This window comes from Arthrobacter sp. SlRoot2-15 (genome assembly GCF_059739345.1).
Genome location: NZ_AP046058.1, coordinates 1,938,740 through 1,955,455 on the forward strand (window position 1 = coordinate 1,938,740; position 16,716 = coordinate 1,955,455).

The following is a 16,716-nucleotide window of genomic DNA, read 5'->3' on the forward strand; positions in this document are numbered from 1 at the left end:
CTGTCTTTTCTGGCGGCGGGGCAGAGGCGGCGACGGCGATGGCGGGCCGGGCCGGCGCTGCTGCCGGCCGGGCCCGTCCGCCCGGCTCAGCTCATGTATTCCAGTTCGATCTTTTCTACCCACTTGCCCATGTTTGCCTGCACGAAGTTCCAGTCGATGTCCTGCTGCTTGAGCGTCTTGAAGAACTCGACGACCTCGGGCTTGGCCTTGGCCACGGCGGCCGTGTTGACCGGCATGGAGTTGAACTGCTGGGCCCAGGCGCCCTGGGTCTCCGCGCTGCCGAACCAGTTGATGAACTTGAGCGCCTCGTCCTTTTTCTTCGAGCCCTTGACCAGGGCAACCTGCTCGATCGCCAGCGGCACGCCCACGGACGGCATTACGGTGCCCACGGTGACCTTGAAGGATTTCTGCCGTTCGGCGATGATCGAGGACGGCATCTGGCCCATGTCCGTGTCGCCTGAGGCGATGCGGGCGAAGAGATCGGTCTTGGCGACCGCCGGGGTGCCGTTCTTGAAGTACCCCTCGATCTGCTTCCAGCCCTCGTTCGAGATGCCCAGGTCCCCGCCGTCGTCCTTGTAACGGGTCAGGATGCTGGCGAAGACGAGCTGGGCAGTCGCGGTGCCCAGGCCGGTGACGCGCTCGTAGCGGGACTTGAACTTGTCCTGCGTCCAGAGGTCGGTCCAGTCCTTGGGCGCCTGGTCCTTGCTGTACTTGGCGGAGTTGTAGCCGAGAAGGATTGCCTGCTGGACCAGGGGCCAGTACGCCTTGGAATCGGACTTGTCACCCTTGGCTGCATCGACTTCCCCGGACCACGAAGGGGTGAACGGCTCAACCGCGCCGGCGGCCTTGATCTGCTCGAAGTACATGTTGTTCAGGCCGAACGCTACGTCGGCGATCGGGTTGTTCTTCTCGGCGATCAGCTTGTTGGTGGCGTCGGCACCGCCCGCACCCACGATTTGGATTTTGAACCCGGCCTCCGCGGCCTTCTGGGTCAGCCACTCGCCGCGGCCCTCGCCGTTGGAGTTCGTGTACACCACCAGGGTCTCGCCGGACGGCGGACCGGAGGGGGCGACGGCGGCCGGCCCGGCGGCGGCGGAGGAGGACCCGGGGGCTGCGGCGCCGGCGCCGCAGCCGGAGAGCAGGCTGACGGCGACGGCGGCGGCAACCATGGTTTTCAACGTGCGCACAGGTGGGACTCGATTCTGATTGGGATCAGGGGGCATTGTGGGGCCAGCCTATAGCCGCGGGCTGCGGATTGGGTCGATTATGCCTATCGAATCGATAAAATCGTTCGGGCCACGAGGTTCGAGTTTGGCCTGCGCACGGGAACGGCTCGCGCCCGCGGGCTTAACGCCCCGTGAACACCCGGCACCGCCCCGGCAGGTCAGGCCAACGTCAGGACCGGGCGTTGAAAACGTCCGCGCCGAAGCTCTTGAGGCCCGGCGCCCCGGCGTACCCGAGCCGGGGCAGCGAGAAGATGTCCTCGATGCTGGCAAGCAGGCTGAAGTGGTTGTACGGCGTGTCCGTGGCCGTGCCGCCCCGAGTGAAGGGCGAGAGCACCAGGGCACCGACCCGGCCGCCGGCGGCGCCGCCGGGAATCGCGGCGGATCCGGTCGTCTGGCCCTCGGTCTCGTCGAACGTGATGACCAGGACGCCGTCCTGCTTGAAGGCGGGGGAGTCGAGGATGGCAGGGACCTGCTCGCGCAGCCAGCTGTCGCTGGCGGCCAGCCCTCCCGGGCTGCCGTCAACGCAGGGGCTGTCGTGGCCGTCGTTGCAGAGGTTGGGCGAGATGTAGGAGAGATTGGGGGTCGTGGCAATGGACTGCAGATCTCCGGCCAGGGCCGAGAAGTCCACCACATTGCGCTCGCAGTCCGGGGAGGAAGTGATCGCGGTGAAGTAGACAAAGGGGTTATGCCTGGTGGCGTACTGGTCCCCCGGTTTGGCGCCCTGGTGGTCGTCCTTGGCGCCGGGTTCTGGATGCAGGCAGGGGGTCCCCATGTCCTCCATGTAGCCCTTCCAGGTCTTGCCCGCGGCGCTGAGCTGGCCGGCGACAGTGGGGACGGACTCGGGATAGACGCAGCCGGTGCCCTGCACCTGGCCCAGGGCGGCCGTGCCGGTCTGGGTGAGGGGCGCATACGTCGGGCAGTCGGCGCGGGTCATCGGATTGGAGGCCTGCCCCGAAATCTGGGCCAGATAGTTGGGGTTGGAGTTGTGCGCGATGCCGTAATACTCCGAGAGCAGCACCCCCTGGGCGCGCAGGGTCCGGGAGAGATACGGAGCGGCGGAGCCGGAACCCCACACCTTGTCGTAACTCTTGTTTTCGAAGTTGATGATAAAAACGTGGCCGGGTTTGCCGGCCGCCTGCGGCCCGCCGGAGGGCGACGACGGCGGCGCAGAAGTTGACGGGGGCGGGGTCGACGGCGGGGCGCTCGCCGTCGTCGGTGCAGTCGCCGTGGGCGTGCCGCTGCCGGTGGGGCCGGGCGGCTGCGGGGCCGGGGTGCAGGCGGCGGCCGCGGTGATGAGCGCGGAGGCAAGCAGGAGGCCGGTCATCCGGCGGGCGGGGAGGGCACGGTTCCGGCTCATGCGTTGCGGCTTTCTCTTGACGCTGTGGTCCGTGTCTTAAGCAAAGCCCTTTGCCGCCCCCGGCGACAGCGCCCGGGCGGTATTCACAGGGAGTTCACACCATTGCCGTGCGCGCGGCGCTGTGCGAGTCGATCGCCTTGGCATAGCAGTACGAGTGTTCCACCCCGGCGTAGGGGCCGAAGTTGGGCACGGGTGTGAAGCCCGAACTCTCGTAGAAGTGCCGGCCGTCGGCCTGTACCGAACCAGCCTCCGCGGTCAGGGTGGTGATGCCCAGGGCATGGGCGTGTCCCTCCAGCGCCGCCAGGATGGAACTGGCCACCCCCGAGCCGCGGGTATACGGCAGCACGTAGAGGCGTTTGATCTCCGCCATGCAATCGTCCAGCAGCCGCAGACCGCCGCAGCCCACCGGCTGGCCGGACGCCTTGTCGTGGGCCACCAGAAACACCGCGGTGTCCGTCTCCGACGGCGGCGGTCCGGGCTCGTGGTTGCTGTGGCCGAAGCGGGCGTCCAGTTCCGCCTGCTGGGCGGCCCGCAGGTCGGCGCCCACGGGGTTGGCCCAGGGGACTTGCCGGATGTGGAGCCGCGGGTTGGTCTGCATCGCTGCCTCGATTCGCCGAAGGGTTATGCAGACCAAGGCTAGGGAGGCGCGGTTTCGCCGGTGTTTCCGCCGTGTAAGGGCTTCGAGAACTCGGCGGCCCGGGGCCCGAAGTACAGGCTAGGCCGGGCGGCCGGTGGGGTCTTCCGCCGTCGGGTCCGCGAGGGCGAGCCCGCCCACCGGACTGTCGTCCCAGTGGATCAGACGCCAACCGGCGTCGGGATCGCCTTCGAGGGCCACGATACCGGTGTTGGCGAGCACGTGCCGCGCCGCGAACCCCGGCTCGACGTTGGCAGCGCGCAGCCCGGCCCAGACCCGGATCGCGGCGCCGTGGCTGACCACGGCCACGGTGGCGTCGTCAGCGCCGGTGGACGCGGCGGCAATCCTCGCAATCGAGTCGTCGTAGCGTTCGAAGAAGTCGTGCCCGCTGGGCCCGGCGGGCATCCGCCGGTCCAGCTCGCCCTCGGCCCAGGCGAACACGGTGCCCAGGTAGCGCAGGTGGGATTCGCGATCGGTGAGCTTTTCCAGGGCGCCGGCTTCGATTTCCCGCAACCCGGCGAGCACCTCGATTTCCAGGCCCCGGCTGCTCGCGAGCGGTGTGGCCGTGAGCTGGGTGCGGACGAGGGTGGACGCGTAGAGCAGCTCGATCCGCTCGTTCACCAGGGTGCGGGCGAGGGCGGCGGCCTGCCGCTCGCCTAGTTCGGTCAGGCCGGGTCCCGGGTGGGCGGTGTCCAGTTGGCCCAGGACGTTGCCCGGGGTCTGCCCGTGGCGGATCAGCAGCAGCCTCATGGCAGCGATTTTACCGGCTGCCTGTGCCGGCTGCGCCGGTCACTGGATCCGGTCACGGGATCCGGACCGTGGCCTGGATTGGCGCGTGGTCGCTGGGGTAGCGGTCGTCCAGGCGGAAGGTGTTGACCGCGGCCTCGGCAACCTGGATATTCGGCGTCACCGCGATCCAGTCGATCCGGCTTTCGCCGATGACCGGGTCCTTGTAGTTCGGGAACGTCCCGTACTCCGGGGTCAGCCGCTGCTTCGCTGCGGTCCAGGAATCCCGGAATGCGCCGCTGCCCACCAGGGTTCTGTACGCCCCGGAGGCGCCGGCGTCGGCGTTGAAGTCCCCCATCAGGACGGTCGGCAGCCCGGGCTCGCGGGTTGCATGCTCGATGATGGCCTCGGCGCTGCGCAACTGGGCGTTCTCTGACTCGTGGTCGAAGTGGGTGTTGACCACCATCAGCTCACGTCCCGTACAGCTGTCCTCGAACCGACCCCACGTGGCGATCCGGGTGACGTCGTTGCCCCAGGTGGCCGATCCGGGCACCGTGGGCGTGTCCGAGAGCCAGAACTGGTCCCACATGCGCAGGCGCAGGCGGCGGGAGTCGTAGAAGATGCAGGAGTGCTCGCCCCGGCGGCCGCCCTCGCGGCCGTGGCCGATCATGCGGTAGTGCTCCGGAAGGGCTTCTTCGATCACGGCCAGCTGGTGCTCCAGGCCCTCCTGGATGCCGAGGACCTCCGGGAGTTCCTCGGCCAGGACGGCCTGCAGCGCCGGGACGCGCTCGGGCCAGTAGTCGGCCTGCCCCGGCAGTGTCGACGCGATGTCGCAGCGGATGTTGAAACTCATCAGGCTCAGGGCGGCCGCGTCCGCGGCCGCGGCCGCAGTGCCGGCGCCGGGGTCGGCTTCAGCGCCGGGGTCGGCCAGGACAGTCCGTGCGGTCGACGCGGTGTCGCTCGGCAAGGGGTTCTCCTCGTGTCGGTAACAGTCCCAGCTTCCCCGTGGAAGCTGGCCAGTCCTCGACGGCCGCGTAAACGGCGGCCTGCCGGAAGGTTAACTCAGGGCAAGCACGGCTAGGCCAGGTGGTCCACGAGCTTGTCGGCGATGCCGGTGTACTTGCCGGGGGTCAGGGCCAGGAGCCGGGCTTCGGCGTCGGCGGACAGGCCAAGGCTCTGGACGAACTCCTGCATCCGGGCGGCGTCCACGCGCTGGCCCCGGGTCAGGTCCTTGAGCCGCTCGTACGGGTTTTCCATGCCCTCGACGCCGGCGATCGCCTCGGCGCGCATCACCATCTGGATCGCCTCGCCGAGGACCTCCCAGTTGGTGTCCAGATCCTTCGCCAGCACGTCCTCGGCGACGTCGAGGCGGTCCAGGCCCTTGGCCACGTTGGAGATGGCCAGCAGGGAGTGGCCGAACGCGACGCCGATGTTGCGCTGCGAGGAGGAGTCGGTGAGGTCGCGCTGCCAGCGGGAGGTGACCAGGGTGGAGCCCAGCACGTCCAGCAGCCCGGAGGAGATCTCCAGGTTGGCCTCGGCGTTCTCGAAGCGGATCGGGTTGACCTTGTGCGGCATCGTGGAAGAGCCGGTGGCGCCGGCCACCGGGATCTGCGCGAAGTAGCCGATCGAGATGTAGCTCCAGATGTCCGTGCAGACGTTGTGCAGGATCCGGTTGAAGCGCGCGACGTCGGCGTACAGCTCGGCCTGCCAGTCGTGGCTCTCGATCTGCGTGGTCAGCGGGTTCCAGGCCAGGCCCAGGGACTCGACGAAGCTCCGGGCAACCTGCTCCCAGTCGGCGCCCGGCACGGAAGCGACGTGCGCAGCGTAGGTGCCAGTGGCCCCGTTGATCTTGCCGAGGTATTCGGTCCGGGCGATGCGGTCCAGCTGGCGGGTCAGCCGGTGCGCGATCACGGCGAGCTCCTTGCCCAGCGTCGTGGGGGTGGCGGGCTGGCCGTGGGTGCGGGAGAGCATCGGCACCGCGCGGTTGGCCTCGGCCATGGCGCTGATCTGCGCGACGAGCTTGCGGGCCGCCGGCAGCCAGACGTCTTCCACGGCGCCCTTGACGCCGAGCGCGTAGGAGAGGTTGTTGATGTCCTCGGAGGTGCAGCCGAAGTGCACCATGGCGGTCAGGTGCTCGATCCCGACGCCGGGCAGCCGGCGGCCGATGTAGTATTCCACGGCCTTCACGTCGTGCACGGTGACGGCCTCGATGTCGGCCAGCTCGGCGACCGACGCGGCGTCGAATTCGGTCACGATGGCGCGCAGCTTCGCCTGCTGCTCCGCGCTCAGCGGCCCGGCGCCCGGCAGCACGTTGTTGCTGGTCAGGTGGATCAGCCATTCAACCTCGACGGCGACCCGGTCGCGGTTGAGGGCGGCTTCGGAGAGGTAGTCCACCAGCGGCGCGACGGCGGGCTGGTAGCGGCCGTCCAGCGGGCCGAGAGCGATCTGGTGGTCGGACGCGGCGAGGGCCAGGCGTCCGGACGGCGTGCGGGTCTCAGCTGTGGCGGCAGTTTCAGGCATGGTCCGATTCTTTCACGAAGTGCCGCCGGGCCTTAAGCGCGCGGGTGCGTATGACATCCCGGCGCTGCCGGCGTTCCCCGGATCCGCGGGCCGGGGCGCAGGGCCGCCGGCTTTTCCACATAGCCGGCGCAGCCGGTTCCGGCCCCCGCAGGGGGTCCCTAGCGTTGGAATCCGGGACGGGAACTGCAAGGGAAGGGAGCTCCGGCCATGAGCGGCACGTTGACGGCAACCGATGCGGCGGCCTGCGCCTCACGCAGCTACGAGGTCCAACAGCTGGCGGCCAGGGTGGCGTCCTGCGCGGAGCAGGCCGGCGCCGTCCTTGCCGGTCTGACCCGGCTGGAGCTCCAGGACTGGCAATCCCCGGCGGGCCGGGCCTACCGCACCACGCTGTCGTTGCAGGCCGCGTCCCTGCGGCGCGCCCGGGACGCGCTGGCGGACGCGCAGGCGGTGGTGATGCGCCACGCCCAGCAGGTGACACTCTCATCCGGACGCCCGGGCTACTGATGGCGGAGATAACTCCGTCGGGCTCCGGCGAGGTTCCGCGCCCGTCCGTGCCCGCTCCCGACGGGATGCTGCGCATCCGCGGCGGGGTGGGCGGCCTCAGCTTCCAGTTCGAAGAGCTGCTGGCCGGCGCCGCGGCCCTGGACGCCGTCGTGCGCCGGCTGTACGCCGTGGAAGGCGAAGCAGACGGTATCCGCCGGTCACTCTTCCAGTACCAGACAGATTCCTACCGCAGCGGGAGCGACGCCATCATCGCTGTCGGGGAGGCGGGCCGCGACGTCGGCCGGGTCCGGGCCGAGCTGGAACACATCGCGGCCCAGGTCCGGGCCAGCCACCGGGAGTACGAGTTCACCGAGGCCCGGAACGCGCTGCTGCTCCGGATGGGTCTCGGCGCCCCGGAGTACGGCACTTCTCCGGTGCCTTTCGAGCTCCCGGGCGTGCGGGACCAGGTTGAACACGCGGTGGCCGAGGCTCCCCGCGGCCTCGCCCTGCTGCTGGGCCTGACCTTTCCGCTAGCGGGGGCCGTCGGGGTCCTCAGCGGCCCCGCTGACGTCCGCCGCGCCGTCCGGGACCTGACCGCGGCGCCGGGACTGGAATTCCTGAAACCGAGGCCGGTCAGGGTTGTCGGCAGCGAAACGGCCACCGCGGACGTGGATGTCTCCCCGGCCGGCCTGCTGCGCCGGGCCGAGGCGGTGGGCCGGACCAGCGGCGACATCGAAGTCATCCGGGTCGACGGCGGCAGCGCGCGCGCCTGGGTGGTCATCATTCCGGGAACGCAGCTCGGCGGCTTGCCCGAGGGGACGAATCCGTTCGACACGGCCGGTATCGCCGAGGCGCTCGGCTACGACTCGGAGGCAACAAACGCGGCTATCCGGCAGGCGCTGCGGGAAGCCGGCGCCGAAGCGGGCGAGCAGCTCGCCGTGGTGGGCTACAGCCAGGGCGGCATCCACGCCATGAACCTCAGCCGGGACAAAGCCTTCCTGGCCGAATTCGACCTCAGGTTCGTGCTGACCGCGGGTTCCCCGGTGGGCGGCATCACCCCCGAACCCGGGATCGGCAGCCTGCACCTGGAGCACCGGCACGACTGGGTGCCGGGGGCCGACGGGCTGGCCAACGCGGACACCAGGGACCGGGTGACCGTGACCCTGACCAATGACCTGGCCATGCCGCCGCCGCAGGACTTCGGGCTCGGCCCCGGCCACCGGCTGGAAAACTACGCGGCCGGGGCGGAAGCGGTTTCGGCGAGCAAGGATCCCTCGCTGCAGGCTTCCACCGCCGCGCTCGCGGCGGTGGTCGGGGCCGGTGGCACCGCGACGGTCACGAGGTTCTCGCTGCGGCGCGAGGCGCTGGCCCCGAAGGGCGTCCCCACGGCGCCGGGCCCGGACCGCGGCAAGCCCGTAACGCCGTCGGCCGGTCCGCCGGCACGGGACGCGAGTCAGGGTCCGCGACCGGACGCGCGGGCGGATGCGAGGCCGGATGCTAGACCGGTGCCGCCGGGGGTGCCGGGTTAGAGCCGGGGGTTAACGGCGGCCGCCCGGAAGCCTGCCGGCGACCAGGGATACCACGGTGATGATGATGGCGGCCAACACTGCCGTCCAGAAGAAGGAGTCGATGGTGAAATGCACCGGCGTGTAGGAGCTCAGCCATGAGGTGAGGTACAGCATGGCGGCGTTGATGACGATCGTGAACAGTCCCAGCGTGAGGATGGTGATCGGCAGCGACAGCAGGCTGACCAGCGGTTTGACGAGGGCGTTGACCAGGCCGAAGATCAGCCCGATGAACAGGTACGCCAGGATGATCCCGATCGTGTCCGTGCCCTGCGTGACGCCGCTGTTGGCCACGGCCCCGGTGGTGGCGGTGGTGGAGATATCCATCCCGGGAAGGATCCAGCTGGCGATCCAAAGGGCCAGTGCATTGACGATGACCCGCACGAAGAGTGAGCGCATGGCCCCATGCTGTCACATCCCCGGGCCTCCCGGCAGGAGGTCGAAGTAGGCTAGGTCGCATGACTTCATCAGAGAACCAGGCCGGCGGGATCCGCCCGCGGCCGGTGGTAGACCTCCTTCCCCGTTACGCGGCCGGCAAACCCCCGGTCCCGGTCGAGGGGCTGGTGAGCTACAAGCTGTCCTCCAACGAGAATCCCCTGCCCCCGATTCCTGCAGTGCAGCAGGCCATCGCGGCGCAGACCGACTTCAACCGCTATCCGGACCCGCTCAGCAGCAAACTCCGCGGCGAGCTGGCCGGTTTCCTGGACGTTCCGGCCGAGGACATCGTTACCGGCGCGGGCAGCCTCGGGGCGCTCAACCAGTTGCTGGCCACCTTTGCCGGCCAGAACGACGACGGCAAGGCCGACGAGGTCATTTATGCGTGGCGCTCGTTTGAGGCCTACCCCATCAGCGTGGGCGTCGCCGGCGCGCAGAGCGTGCAGATCCCGCTGACCGCCGACGGCCGGCACGACCTGGACGCGATGGCTGCCGCGGTAACGGCGCGCACCCGGATGATCCTGCTGTGCACCCCGAACAACCCCACCGGACCCATCCTCACCACGGAGGAAACTGAGCGGTTCCTCAAGACAGTGCCCTCGGACATTGTGGTGGTCATCGACGAGGCCTACCAGGAGTTTGTCCGGGCCGAGGACGCGGTTGACGGCATCGAGATGTACCGCAAGTACCCCAACGTGGTGGTGCTGCGGACCTTCTCCAAGGCGCACGGCCTGGCCGGACTACGCGTGGGGTACAGCGTCTCCCAGCCGGAGCTCACCCAGCACCTGCGGGTGACCGCCACACCGTTCGCGGTTTCGCAGATCGCCGAGGCGGCGGCGGTGACCTCGCTCCAGCACTTCGGCGAGGTTGTAGAAAGGGTACAAAGCCTGGTCGACGAACGGGACCGCGTGACGGCCGGACTGCGCGACCTCGGGTGGTTCGTGCCGGACGCCCAGGGCAACTTCGTCTGGCTGAATCTGGGCACCAACAGCGCGGAATTCGCCGCGCTGGCAGGGGAGCGGGCGCTCTCGGTCCGGGCCTTCGGCAACGAGGGCGTGCGCGTGAGCATCGGCGAACCCGAGGCCAATACCCGGTTCCTTGAATTGTGTGCGATCTATACAAAACCCCCGCAGCGTTCCTAGCGCTTAACATGAAGTCCGCCGGGAGCCCGCTGCGGATAAAGTAGGGGACGAGTAAGCCAAATATATGCCGGACCGGGAATGTATTCCTTGTTCGGCATATATCCCAGCGATTGCGGCGCATTCGGATGCGGCAGGCAAGGAGACGGTATGGGCGCCACACATCTGCCCTCCACCGAGTTCGACGGAACCGGCGTGGACGACCAGCGGGAGGCGCAGGCCGAGGCCGTGTTGGGCGATCCCGCCGTCCCCATGGTCCAGCTGCTGCGCCCGGATGGCGCCCTGGGCACCGATCCGGTGTTCTCCGAGTACGCGGCCCGGCTCGATGCCGAGAAGCTCCGCGGGTTCTATGCCGACATGGCGAAAATCCGCCGCTTTGACGTGGAGGCCACCGCCCTGCAGCGGCAGGGCCAGCTGGCGCTGTGGGTCCCGCTGACCGGCCAGGAAGCGGCGCAGATCGGATCCGGCCGCGCGAGCCAGCCGCAGGACTACATTTTCCCCACCTACCGGGAACACGGTGTCGCGCTGACCCGCAACGTGGACCTGGCCGAACTGCTGCGCCAGTTCCGCGGCGTGTCCAATGGCGGCTGGAATCCCAAGGACACCAACTTCCACCTGTACACGCTGGTCCTTGCCGCCCAGACCCCGCACGCCGTCGGCTACGCGATGGGCATCCAGCGGGACCAGAAGCGCGCCGCAGCCCAGGCGGCAGCCGCCGGGTCCGCGGCCCCGGCGCAGGATCCGAAGGCCGCCGTGATGGTCTACTTCGGTGACGGCGCCAGCTCCGAGGGCGACGTGCACGAATCCATGGTGTTCGCCTCCTCGTACAACGCCCCCGTGGTGTTCTTCTGCCAGAACAACCACTGGGCCATCTCCGTGCCCACCACCGTGCAGACCCGCATCCCGCTCTCCAACCGTGCCAAGGGCTACGGCTTCCCCGGCATCCGGGTGGACGGCAATGACGTGATCGCGGTCCACGCCGTCACCGAATGGGCCCTGGAACGCGCCCGCCAAGGCAAGAGCCCGGTCCTGATCGAGGCCTTCACGTACCGGGTCGGCGCGCACACCACCGCGGATGACCCCACGAAGTACCGCGGCTCCGAGGAGGAGGAGCAGTGGCGGGCAAAGGACCCGCTGGAACGGCTCGAGAAATACCTCCGCGCCGAAGGCCTTGCCGACGACGCATTCTTCGACCAAGTCAAGGCCGACGGCGACGAGCTCGCCGCCTATGTTCGCAAGACCACCCACGACCTGGAAACCCCGGACATCCGGACGGCGTTCGCCAACACCTACGCCCAGGCTCACCCGCTGGTGGCCGAAGAGCTGGCGTGGTTCGAGGAGTACAGTGCCGGCTTCGCCGACGAGGCGGAGCCTGCCGATACGGAGGCGGCCAACTGATGACCACCATGACCATTGCCAAGGCCATCAACGAGGGCCTCCGGGCCTCGCTGGCCGGTAACCCGCGCACCCTGCTGATGGGCGAGGACATCGGCCCGCTGGGCGGCGTCTACCGCGTCACGGACGGCCTGATCGGCGAATTCGGCGCCGACCGCGTCGTCGACACCCCGCTGGCGGAGTCCGGCATCATCGGCACCGCCATCGGCCTGGCGCTGAGCGGCTACCTGCCGGTCTGCGAGATCCAGTTCGACGGCTTCGTCTTCCCGGGCTTCAACCAGATCACCACCCAGCTGGCCAAGATGCATTCGCGCAGCAACGGCAACCTCACCGTGCCCGTAGTTATCCGGATCCCGTACGGCGGCGGCATCGGCTCGATCGAACACCACTCCGAGTCGCCCGAGGCGCTGTTCGCCCACACCGCCGGGCTGCGGATCATCACCCCGTCCAACCCGCACGACGCCTACTGGATGATCCAGCAGGCCATCGACTGCCTCGACCCCGTGATCGTCTTCGAGCCGAAGCGGCGCTACTGGCTCAAGGGCGAGGTGGACACCACCTCCCCGGGCCAGTCCGCGGACCCGTTCCAGGCCCACGTTCTGCGCGCCGGAACGGACGCCACAGTCGTGGCGTATGGTCCGCTGGTACCGGTGGCCCTCGCCGCCGCTTCCGCCGCCGCCGAGGACGGCCTCAGCGTGGAAGTGATCGATCTGCGCTCCATCTCGCCGATCGACTTCGACACCGTCACGGACTCGGTGCGGAAGACCGGCCGGCTGATCGTGGCGCACGAGGCGCCGACCTTCGGCGGTATCGGCGGCGAGATCGCCGCCCGCGTCAGCGAGCGGGCCTTCCACTCGCTCGAGGCCCCGGTCATGCGCGTCGGCGGCTTCCACATGCCTTACCCGGTGGCCAAGGTGGAGGAAGACTACCTCCCCGACATCGACCGCATCCTTGAGGCGCTGGAACGCGCCCTCGCCTACTGACGGGGATCTCCATGACCGTGAACAAGTTCAACCTTCCCGACGTCGGCGAAGGCCTGACCGAGGCCGAAATCGTCTCCTGGAAGGTCAAGGCCGGCGACACCGTGGCCGTCAACGACGTGCTGTGCGAGATCGAGACCGCCAAGTCCCTCGTGGAGCTCCCGTCCCCGTACGCCGGGACCGTCACCGAGCTGCTGGTCCCGGAGGGCGTGACCGTCGACGTCGGGACGCCGATCATCAGCGTCTCGGACACGGCGACTCCGGAGCCCGCCACCGCCCCGCCTGCGCCGCCCGTGCCAGCCCCCGCGCCGGCGGACGCTCATGCTGCACCGATGTACGGCACGCTCCAGCCGGAGACCTCCGACGCCGGCGGGCCCCCGGCCGGCGGCCCGCTGGTCGGTTCCGGCCCTAAAGCCGACGCCGTCAAGCGCCGGCGCCGGATCTCCGCGCCGGCAGTTCCGGCGGCCGCCGCCCCGGCCCCCTCCGTCGCCCCGGCTCCCGCCGTCGCCCCGGCTCCCGCCGTCGCCCCGGCTCCCGCCGTCGCCCCGGCTCCCGCCGTCGCCCCGGCTCCCGCCTTCGAACCCGTCGAGGCGCACGACATCTGGATCACCCCGGAGGCTGTCGCCAGCGCCGAGCGTCCCGCCCCGGCAGCAGCCGAGGCGATCGACCAGCGCCCGACGCTGGGCGGCGCCATCACCGGACTCGTCAGCCGGGTCCTGGCCAAGCCCCCGGTCCGGAAGTTCGCCCGTGACCTTGGCATCGACCTGGCCGACGTCGTGCCCACCGGCGCGCGCGGCGAGGTGACCCGCGAGGACCTGGTCAGCTACCAGGCCCAGCGCGACGCCGAGCTGGACCAGGCGGATTCGTTCTGGGGCAAGACCGGCCGGCCCCAGGAGCAGCGGATCGAACGCATCCCGGTCAAGGGCGTCCGCAAGGCCACCGCCCGGGCCATGGTGGAGTCCGCTTTCGCGGCCCCGCACGTGTCCATCTTCGTGGACGTCGATGCCAGCCGCACCATGGAGTTCGTCAAGCGGCTCAAGGCCTCCCGCGACTTCGAGGGCATCAAGGTCTCGCCGCTGCTGATCCTCGCCAAGGCCGTCATCTGGGCCGCGGCGCGCAACCCCAGCGTCAATGCGAGCTGGGTGGATGCCGAGGACGGCAGCGACTCAGCCGAGATCCACGTCAAGCACTTCATGAACCTGGGCATCGCCGCCGCGACCCCGCGTGGCCTGATGGTGCCGAACATCAAGAACGCCCAGGACCTCTCGCTCAAGGAACTCGCGCTGGCCCTCAATGACCTTGCCACCACGGCGCGGGCGGGCAAGACCCAGCCGGCGCAGATGCAGGGCGGCACTCTCACGGTCACCAACATCGGCGCCCTGGGCATCGACACGGGCACGCCGATCATCAACCCCGGCGAGGTGGCCATCGTGGCCTTCGGAACCATCAAGCAGAAGCCCTGGGTCCTGGACGGCGAGGTGATCCCGCGCTGGATCACCACCCTTGGCGGCTCGTTCGACCACCGGGTGGTGGACGGGGACCTCTCGGCGCGGTTTATGGCCGACGTCGCGTCCATCCTCGAAGAGCCCGCCCTGCTGCTGGACTGAGCTCCAGCTGGACTAGCTGCCGGGGTAGGCCGAAAGCAGTTCCGCCATGCCTGGGGCGCTGCCCCAGCCCGCCGCGGCCGCGGCGGCGGCGAACAGCACGCCGGCCAGGCCGAAACTGGCGGCCGTGACGGCGCCGAGGAACTTCCAGTCCTCGCGCAGGACGCTCCGGACCGTATCGGGCATCCGCAGTGCGGGGGAGATCAGGTTCGGGGCGCTGTCCACCGATCCGTCATCAAGGTAGGCAACCACCCGGCCGGCCGCGCGGTCCACCCGCATGGTGCTGATGTGGTTTCCGTGGCGAGCCAGCAGGATGTCGTGGCCAACGAGCTGGCGGCGCTGGATTGCAGGCATGGTGTCTCCCGGGATGAAGGCGGATAGGGCTGTCCGCACCGTCGGGGGCATCCCCAATTTTACCGGCGCGACGGTCGTCCCGGCCGGCAAAACCGGCGTGAGACTGCCCACGGGGGCTGGTGACGCCGGTCAAATCCGCGGGATACCTGTCCCCGGCCCGCGCAGCGGCACTAGAGTGGCACCAGCCCCCGCCGAGCCGGCGGACGCCGATCAAAGGAGATTTTGCGTGTTCTCGAGCCCGTTCCCCGCAGTGGATATCCCCGACGTCAGCCTCTACGAGTACCTCTTCGGCGGTTTGGCGGAGGAAGACCTGGACCGGGTCGCCGTCGTCGACGGCACCAGCGGCGCGGCAACGAGCTACCGCGAGCTGCGCGACCGGATCAATGCCCTCGCCGGTGCCGTTGCCGCCCAGGGCCTCGGCGTCCATGGCGTCGCCGCCATCCTGTGCCCGAACATTCCGGCGTTCACCGTGGTTTTCCACGGCCTGCTCCGGGCCGGCGCCACCGTCACACCGATCAATTCGCTGTACACAGCGGACGAGATCGAGAAGCAGCTCACCGACGCCGGGGCAACCTGGCTGTTCACGATTTCCGCCCTGCTGCCCGCGGCCCGCGAGGCCGCCGAACGCGTCGGAATCGGTGCGGATCGGCTGGTGGTGCTCGACGGCGCCGAGGGCCACCCCTCGCTGACGGACCTGCTCACCTCCGGCGCCCCGGCCCCGGACGTCAGCTTCGATCCGGCCACCCACATCGCCGTGCTGCCCTACTCCTCCGGCACCACCGGCCGACCCAAGGGCGTGATGCTCAGCCACCGGAACCTCGTGGCGAACGTGGAACAGTCGCGCGGGCTGCTCAAGGTCACCCCGGATGACCGGCTGCTGGCCCTGCTGCCGTTCTTCCACATCTACGGACTCACCGTGCTGCTGAACCTGGCCCTGAGGGAGCGGGCCCGCCTCGTCACCATCCCCAAGTTCGACCTAGCGGAGTTCCTGCGAATGATCCAGGACCACAAATGCAGCTACCTCTTCATCGCCCCGCCGGTGGCCGTGGCGCTGTCAAAGCACCCCATGCTGGCGGACTACGACGTCAGCTCCGTCCACACCACCCTCTCCGGCGCGGCGCCGCTGGACGGCGAACTCGGGGCGCGGCTGGCCGAACGGCTCGGCTGCCGGGTGCTGCAGGGCTACGGCATGACCGAGATGAGCCCCGTCTCCCACCTGATCCCGGTCGACGCCACGGACGTGCCCGTCAGCTCGGTCGGCTACACGGTGCCCAACATGGAATGCCGGCTGCTCGACCCGGCCACGGGGGAGGAAATCGAGGTCCCCGCCGAGGGAACCAGCGCCCCGGGACACCTGCTCTGCCGCGGGCCCAACGTGATGCTCGGCTACCTGAACCGGCCCGAGGAAACGGCGGACACCTTGGACGCGGACGGGTTCCTGCACACCGGCGACATCGCCACGGTCCGGGCCGACGGCGTCGTGACGGTGGTGGACCGGCTCAAGGAACTGATCAAGTACAAGGGCTACCAGATCGCGCCGGCCGAGCTCGAAGCGTTGCTGCTGACCCACCCCGGCATCGCGGACGCCGCCGTGATCGGAACCGCCGACGCCGACGGCCAGGAGGTGCCGATGGCGTTCGTTGTGCGCCAGCCGGGGGCCGACGGCGAGGCGCTGGACGAGGCCGCCGTGCAGGACTTCGTGGCCGCCAGGGTGGCGCCGTTCAAGAAGATCCGGCGCGTCGAGTTCATCGACGCCGTGCCGAAGTCCTCCTCCGGCAAGATCCTGCGCCGGATGCTGAAGACGGCACAGCCGGCACCGCAGCCCTAGGGTTCGCTCTTCCTAAGCCCTAGTCGGAGGAGTCGGTCTTGGCGATGTAAACGTCGCAGGGGGCGTTGTGGGCCACGCTGTTCGCAACGCTCCCCAGCACCCGGCCCAGGCCGCGCATCCGGCGGTTGCCGACCACGATCATCTGCGCGCCGGAACGCTCCGCCTCGTGGATCAGGGCCTCGGCGGGCTTGCCCCGGGCGGCGGCGTAGGTGACATTGATCTCCGCCGTGCGCAGGCTCTCCGCGACCGACTTGGCGACCTTCTCGGCGTCGTCGGCGTCGGAAACAATCCACCGGTCGCTGCCGCTGCTGAACACTTCGGTCCGGTCGCTGTCGAAGGCGCTGACCACGTGCAGGGTGGCTCCCAGGGAGACCGCCAGGTCCCGGGCCGTGTGCGCGGCCTTGAGGGCAGTCTCACTGCCATCGACGCCAACAACGATGATTCCGGTCATGGGGGCTCCTCTGGTCAAG

At 69.4% G+C, this 16,716-nt stretch carries 16 protein-coding genes; 7 read left to right on the forward strand and 9 right to left on the reverse strand.

The window, feature by feature from the left end:
- Positions 1-86: 86 nt before the first annotated feature.
- From AC6I9V_RS08860 to purB, 6 genes are all read right to left on the reverse strand, one after another.
- On the reverse strand, positions 87-1,169 hold the full coding sequence (locus AC6I9V_RS08860) for an extracellular solute-binding protein (protein WP_497900289.1): 1,083 nt from the start codon (positions 1,167-1,169) through the stop codon (positions 87-89).
- 226 nt (positions 1,170-1,395) lie between these two features.
- Positions 1,396-2,583 carry an alkaline phosphatase family protein gene (locus AC6I9V_RS08865; RefSeq protein ID WP_497899122.1) on the reverse strand — a complete coding sequence of 396 codons (1,188 nt, stop codon included), beginning with the start codon at positions 2,581-2,583 and terminating at the stop codon, positions 1,396-1,398.
- A gap of 94 nt (positions 2,584-2,677) precedes the next feature.
- Positions 2,678-3,181, reverse strand: a complete 504-nt coding sequence (locus tag AC6I9V_RS08870) for a GNAT family N-acetyltransferase (RefSeq protein ID WP_497899123.1) — start codon at positions 3,179-3,181, stop codon at positions 2,678-2,680.
- Positions 3,182-3,298: 117 nt separating this feature from the next.
- Positions 3,299-3,967: a histidine phosphatase family protein gene (locus AC6I9V_RS08875; RefSeq protein WP_497899124.1), complete on the reverse strand. Its 669-nt coding sequence runs from the start codon at positions 3,965-3,967 to the stop codon at positions 3,299-3,301.
- A 52-nt stretch (positions 3,968-4,019) separates the two neighbouring features.
- Complete coding sequence (locus AC6I9V_RS08880; protein WP_497899125.1) at positions 4,020-4,910, reverse strand: endonuclease/exonuclease/phosphatase family protein; 891 nt, start codon at positions 4,908-4,910, stop codon at positions 4,020-4,022.
- A gap of 110 nt (positions 4,911-5,020) precedes the next feature.
- Positions 5,021-6,463: an adenylosuccinate lyase gene (purB, locus tag AC6I9V_RS08885; RefSeq protein ID WP_497899126.1), complete on the reverse strand. Its 1,443-nt coding sequence runs from the start codon at positions 6,461-6,463 to the stop codon at positions 5,021-5,023.
- Positions 6,464-6,670: 207 nt separating this feature from the next.
- Between purB and AC6I9V_RS08890 the strand changes: the two genes are divergently transcribed.
- Together AC6I9V_RS08890 and AC6I9V_RS08895 are read left to right on the forward strand one after the other, a co-directional pair.
- A complete protein-coding gene (locus AC6I9V_RS08890) occupies positions 6,671-6,967 on the forward strand; it encodes a hypothetical protein (RefSeq protein ID WP_497899127.1) in 297 nt (98 codons plus the stop codon).
- Positions 6,967-8,475 carry a hypothetical protein gene (locus AC6I9V_RS08895; protein WP_497899128.1) on the forward strand — a complete coding sequence of 503 codons (1,509 nt, stop codon included), beginning with the start codon at positions 6,967-6,969 and terminating at the stop codon, positions 8,473-8,475. Before AC6I9V_RS08890 ends, AC6I9V_RS08895 begins: the two co-directional genes overlap by 1 nt.
- A 9-nt stretch (positions 8,476-8,484) precedes the next feature.
- Here the strand turns inward: AC6I9V_RS08895 and AC6I9V_RS08900 are convergent, their stop codons facing one another.
- Positions 8,485-8,910 carry a phage holin family protein gene (locus AC6I9V_RS08900; protein WP_497899129.1) on the reverse strand — a complete coding sequence of 142 codons (426 nt, stop codon included), beginning with the start codon at positions 8,908-8,910 and terminating at the stop codon, positions 8,485-8,487.
- Positions 8,911-8,969: 59 nt separating this feature from the next.
- Between AC6I9V_RS08900 and AC6I9V_RS08905 the strand changes: the two genes are divergently transcribed.
- The 4 genes from AC6I9V_RS08905 (at position 8,970) to AC6I9V_RS08920 (ending at position 14,067) form a co-directional block, all read left to right on the forward strand.
- The gene (locus AC6I9V_RS08905; RefSeq protein ID WP_497899130.1) at positions 8,970-10,088 is read left to right on the forward strand and encodes a histidinol-phosphate transaminase; all 1,119 of its coding nucleotides are present in this window, start codon (positions 8,970-8,972) and stop codon (positions 10,086-10,088) included.
- Between the two features lie 147 nt (positions 10,089-10,235).
- Positions 10,236-11,483 (forward strand): pyruvate dehydrogenase (acetyl-transferring) E1 component subunit alpha, encoded by a 1,248-nt coding sequence (pdhA, locus tag AC6I9V_RS08910; RefSeq protein WP_497899131.1) that lies wholly within the window; start codon positions 10,236-10,238, stop codon positions 11,481-11,483.
- A complete protein-coding gene (locus AC6I9V_RS08915; RefSeq protein WP_497899132.1) occupies positions 11,483-12,463 on the forward strand; it encodes an alpha-ketoacid dehydrogenase subunit beta in 981 nt (326 codons plus the stop codon). The genes pdhA and AC6I9V_RS08915 overlap by 1 nt, the downstream gene beginning before the upstream one ends.
- Before the next feature lie 11 nt (positions 12,464-12,474).
- Complete coding sequence (locus AC6I9V_RS08920; RefSeq protein ID WP_497899133.1) at positions 12,475-14,067, forward strand: dihydrolipoamide acetyltransferase family protein; 1,593 nt, start codon at positions 12,475-12,477, stop codon at positions 14,065-14,067.
- Between the two features lie 12 nt (positions 14,068-14,079).
- On the opposite strand, the gene AC6I9V_RS08925 is transcribed toward AC6I9V_RS08920, so the two are convergent.
- Positions 14,080-14,418 carry a hypothetical protein gene (locus tag AC6I9V_RS08925; RefSeq protein WP_497899134.1) on the reverse strand — a complete coding sequence of 113 codons (339 nt, stop codon included), beginning with the start codon at positions 14,416-14,418 and terminating at the stop codon, positions 14,080-14,082.
- Positions 14,419-14,644: 226 nt separating this feature from the next.
- On the opposite strand from AC6I9V_RS08925, the gene AC6I9V_RS08930 reads away from it, so the two are divergent.
- Positions 14,645-16,246 (forward strand): AMP-binding protein, encoded by a 1,602-nt coding sequence (locus AC6I9V_RS08930; protein ID WP_497899135.1) that lies wholly within the window; start codon positions 14,645-14,647, stop codon positions 16,244-16,246.
- 19 nt (positions 16,247-16,265) lie between these two features.
- Here the strand turns inward: AC6I9V_RS08930 and AC6I9V_RS08935 are convergent, their stop codons facing one another.
- On the reverse strand, positions 16,266-16,697 hold the full coding sequence (locus tag AC6I9V_RS08935; RefSeq protein ID WP_349412779.1) for a universal stress protein: 432 nt from the start codon (positions 16,695-16,697) through the stop codon (positions 16,266-16,268).
- Positions 16,698-16,716 lie beyond the last annotated feature (19 nt).

Excerpts from the sequence above, each read along its gene's own strand:
- AC6I9V_RS08865 (WP_497899122.1), bottom strand. The coding sequence starts at position 2,583 with ATGAGCCGGAACCGTGCCCTCCCCGCCCGCCGGATGACCGGCCTCCTG.
- AC6I9V_RS08860 (WP_497900289.1), bottom strand. The coding sequence starts at position 1,169 with ATGGTTGCCGCCGCCGTCGCCGTCAGCCTGCTCTCCGGCTGCGGCGCC.
- pdhA (WP_497899131.1), top strand. The coding sequence starts at position 10,236 with ATGGGCGCCACACATCTGCCCTCCACCGAGTTCGACGGAACCGGCGTG.
- AC6I9V_RS08935 (WP_349412779.1), bottom strand. The coding sequence starts at position 16,697 with ATGACCGGAATCATCGTTGTTGGCGTCGATGGCAGTGAGACTGCCCTC.
- AC6I9V_RS08900 (WP_497899129.1), bottom strand. The coding sequence starts at position 8,910 with ATGCGCTCACTCTTCGTGCGGGTCATCGTCAATGCACTGGCCCTTTGG.
- AC6I9V_RS08890 (WP_497899127.1), top strand. The coding sequence starts at position 6,671 with ATGAGCGGCACGTTGACGGCAACCGATGCGGCGGCCTGCGCCTCACGC.
- AC6I9V_RS08920 (WP_497899133.1), top strand. The coding sequence starts at position 12,475 with ATGACCGTGAACAAGTTCAACCTTCCCGACGTCGGCGAAGGCCTGACC.
- AC6I9V_RS08915 (WP_497899132.1), top strand. The coding sequence starts at position 11,483 with ATGACCACCATGACCATTGCCAAGGCCATCAACGAGGGCCTCCGGGCC.
- AC6I9V_RS08875 (WP_497899124.1), bottom strand. The coding sequence starts at position 3,967 with ATGAGGCTGCTGCTGATCCGCCACGGGCAGACCCCGGGCAACGTCCTG.
- AC6I9V_RS08925 (WP_497899134.1), bottom strand. The coding sequence starts at position 14,418 with ATGCCTGCAATCCAGCGCCGCCAGCTCGTTGGCCACGACATCCTGCTG.
- purB (WP_497899126.1), bottom strand. The coding sequence starts at position 6,463 with ATGCCTGAAACTGCCGCCACAGCTGAGACCCGCACGCCGTCCGGACGC.
- AC6I9V_RS08895 (WP_497899128.1), top strand. The coding sequence starts at position 6,967 with ATGGCGGAGATAACTCCGTCGGGCTCCGGCGAGGTTCCGCGCCCGTCC.
- AC6I9V_RS08905 (WP_497899130.1), top strand. The coding sequence starts at position 8,970 with ATGACTTCATCAGAGAACCAGGCCGGCGGGATCCGCCCGCGGCCGGTG.
- AC6I9V_RS08870 (WP_497899123.1), bottom strand. The coding sequence starts at position 3,181 with ATGCAGACCAACCCGCGGCTCCACATCCGGCAAGTCCCCTGGGCCAAC.